We start from the raw sequence: 2761 nt of genomic DNA, 5'->3' as shown, positions 1-2761 counted from the left end.
TCAGTTAGCTCGTTGCAAGCATTAATGGCATCAGCATTTTGCTCTAACCATTCAGCTTTCAGGCGTTGACTCACTTCTTTCTCAAGTGCCTTTTCCATTGTTGCCGAAAGGTTTATATTTAAGCGTTTAGCCTCAGCGAGTAACTCGCTGTTTAAGCTTAAGTTTGTAGCTTTCTTTGGGGCTTGCGTACTATATGCGTTTCTCATGATAGTAACCTATGCGTATTGTGTGTGCGCATAAATTATGGGTGCAATGCAAGCATATAACAAGGCGTTTAAGAGGGATTCATGCCGCGTGGCATTTTTGGTATGCGGTTGGTTTTGGTGGTGAAAGTGGCCTGCGGGAAGTTGGTTTATGCGGCATTCACCCCTTAACGCGGCGTTATGTACTAGGTGGAAAAATGGGCTGTAACATTAGATTGAGTATGTACAAATATGTGTCCACAGAGCTCGCTTATATTGTGCTTATGTGGTTTGTTTTATATTGGCTTTCAAGTGGTCTTCATCAGTGGATACAAACATTTATATTATTAATGTGTTGTGGTGCAGCCGCTAGAATCTTTATTTTATGGAATAAGTTTCGGCAAGGTTCTCTAGAAATATTAGGTGGGCAGCTATTTTTTAAAGGCTTGGCCTGTGATGTAACTTTGTTGAATAACTTTCTGCCCTTAGGAATAGGTTCGACCATAAGAGTCTCATATTTTGAAGATGCTATGCAGAAACGTAGTATTTACATTTCGAAAAATGCGCTAAGTCATGAAGATTGGCTCCAATTGCTGGAGCATCGTACATAACAAACGCCTCAAGAGGGATTGTCAACGCGTGGCGTTTCCAATCCCAATAGGCCGTAGTGGTTATGGTTGTTGTGTTTGAGTTTAGTGTTATGCGTTGCCAACCCCTTAGGCGGGCGTTAGGTGATATGGGCAAATATGGAAGAAACAGATTTTCTACAAGAACTGGCAGATGAATTATCTGCTTTACCTGATCCGAGCTACTGGTTCTCAAGGCTAAGAGAAATTCAGGATAAATTGGGTAAAAATAAGCGTGATACCGTAGCTATATTAGCCAAAAGGGCGTGGCTCAAGAAGATATGTAATTCTTCCTATCCCTTACATCCTGATGTGAAACGAGATATAGCGTATAAGCGTTATTTTCTATCTGAGAGTGATAATCTGCTCATCTTGGCGACAATGATTGCTCTGATTGATGGTGATAACTCAGAAGAACGTTACAAGAAATGCAAACAGAACATTGAGAAAAAGTATGGTGAAAAAGCTTGGCTGAGAATACTCGGAACGGCGAGAAAGATAAATAATGTGCTATCGAACTCAAGCTCAAATATACCTACTTCTTTGAGTGTCATGGCTACACGAAGTGTGACTGTGCAAGGTTGGGTACAGGATGAAAAACTTTCAAAGTTGCCTAAGCACGTATAATCACCTAACAAACGCCTCAAGAGGGACTGTCAACGCGTGGCGTTTCCAGTCCCATTGAGCCGCGGTGGTTGCAGTTGTTGTGTTTGAGTTTAGTGTTATGCGTTGTCAGCCCCTTAGGCGGGCGTTATGTGCTTTGGTGGAAATGGATATGGAAATCACAATCAGGCGTATCGAAACAGAAAGCATTGAGGACAAAGGTATACTCGAGACTTTGTTTAGAGAGTACCTATCTGGATTCTCAGTTGAGCTAGATCTCTCAGTAATTGCTCAGTTGTTTGCATTGCCTTATTTCCACGGATTTATCAGTCTTGTCGACGATAAGCCCGCTGGTTTTGCGGTTTGCTTTGAATCGTTTTCAACTTATCGTGCGCAAAGAGTGATGAATATCCATGACTTTATGGTGTCGGATAACTTTCGTGGTAAAGGTGTGGGCAAAGCGCAACTGAATGGTATCGAACAGTATTGTCGTGATAATGATTACCTCAAAATCACACTAGAGGTCGGTGATGATAATGTTGCAGCTAAAACGCTCTACAGTTCATTGGACTACGAAGATTACAGAGTAGTTTTGACAGGGCAGCAACATTGGCAAAAGTATCTCAATTAGCACGCACATAACAAACTGTTCAAGAGGGATTCGCAACGCGTGGCATTTTCACTATGCGTTGATTTTAGTGTTTAAGGCGGTATGCAGCGGCTTTTGTATTGCGTTGCTCACCCCTTAACAGGGCGTTATGTGCATCCGCCCGTAAGAATTATCAGATATACTCATTTTTATATTCATTTGCATGCATTATATGCGAACAGCACTATGAGATTTTGGAGTTTAGGGTGGAGCGGGGTGTTCAATTTTCGTATAACGTGCCGAAATGGAAATCGGTCGTCGCCTTCGTTGGCACTTATTCTATTGTCAGCTTAGGTATAGAGCTTTTATCTCCTGAGACTATTCAATTATGGCCTAATATTGTCATTTTTTTCTGCGTCTTTTTAGCGTTCTTAACTTCATCGAAGTTTAGGAGAAACCCCTTACTCATAAGGGATGGAGATGTTTATCTTCATGATATACAAGCTGAACTTAAGCGAAAGCACTCCTTCTTGGGTTATCAATACGTTCAGGTGACAGCTCTTACGGAAAGAGGCTATCACAGAATAAAGGTTTTCGAACACCAAGTCGTCGCTGACGATTGGGTATACTTGTCAGAAAAATGCACATAACAAACGCCTCAAGAGGGACTGTCAACGCGTAGCGTTTCCAGTCCCATTGAGCCGCGGTGGTTTCGGTTGTTGTATTTGAGTCTGGTGTTATGCGTTGCCAGCCCTTAGCGG

General features: G+C 42.1%; 4 protein-coding genes. 3 read left to right on the top strand and 1 reads right to left on the bottom strand.

What is annotated here, in order from left to right:
- Positions 1 to 206: type II toxin-antitoxin system CcdA family antitoxin (locus tag D908_RS00195; protein WP_005527959.1), on the bottom strand; the 206-nt coding region annotated here is incomplete at its 3' end.
- A gap of 11 nt (positions 207 to 217) precedes the next feature.
- Between D908_RS00195 and D908_RS22855 the strand changes: the two genes are divergently transcribed.
- The 3 genes from D908_RS22855 (at position 218) to D908_RS00210 (ending at position 2042) form a co-directional block, all read left to right on the top strand.
- Positions 218 to 793, top strand: coding sequence for a hypothetical protein (locus tag D908_RS22855; RefSeq protein WP_235047406.1), 576 nt, complete (start codon positions 218 to 220; stop codon positions 791 to 793).
- 135 nt (positions 794 to 928) lie between these two features.
- On the top strand, positions 929 to 1435 hold the full coding sequence (locus D908_RS00205; RefSeq protein WP_005527956.1) for a hypothetical protein: 507 nt from the start codon (positions 929 to 931) through the stop codon (positions 1433 to 1435).
- 148 nt (positions 1436 to 1583) lie between these two features.
- The gene (locus D908_RS00210; RefSeq protein ID WP_005527954.1) at positions 1584 to 2042 is read left to right on the top strand and encodes a GNAT family N-acetyltransferase; all 459 of its coding nucleotides are present in this window, start codon (positions 1584 to 1586) and stop codon (positions 2040 to 2042) included.
- Positions 2043 to 2761: the final 719 nt, after the last annotated feature.

The sequence above is a fragment of the Vibrio mimicus CAIM 602 genome (assembly GCF_000338875.1).
Taxonomy (GTDB): Bacteria; Pseudomonadota; Gammaproteobacteria; order Enterobacterales; family Vibrionaceae; genus Vibrio; species Vibrio mimicus.
The sequence above is the reverse complement of the archived record's forward strand: the minus strand, read 5'-3'. Positions and strand labels throughout refer to the sequence as shown.

What these genes read in the sequence shown, in the direction of transcription:
- D908_RS00205 (WP_005527956.1), top strand. Translation starts at nt 929, where the DNA reads ATGGAAGAAACAGATTTTCTACAAGAACTGGCAGATGAATTATCTGCT.
- D908_RS00210 (WP_005527954.1), top strand. Translation starts at nt 1,584, where the DNA reads ATGGAAATCACAATCAGGCGTATCGAAACAGAAAGCATTGAGGACAAA.
- D908_RS22855 (WP_235047406.1), top strand. Translation starts at nt 218, where the DNA reads ATGCGTATTGTGTGTGCGCATAAATTATGGGTGCAATGCAAGCATATA.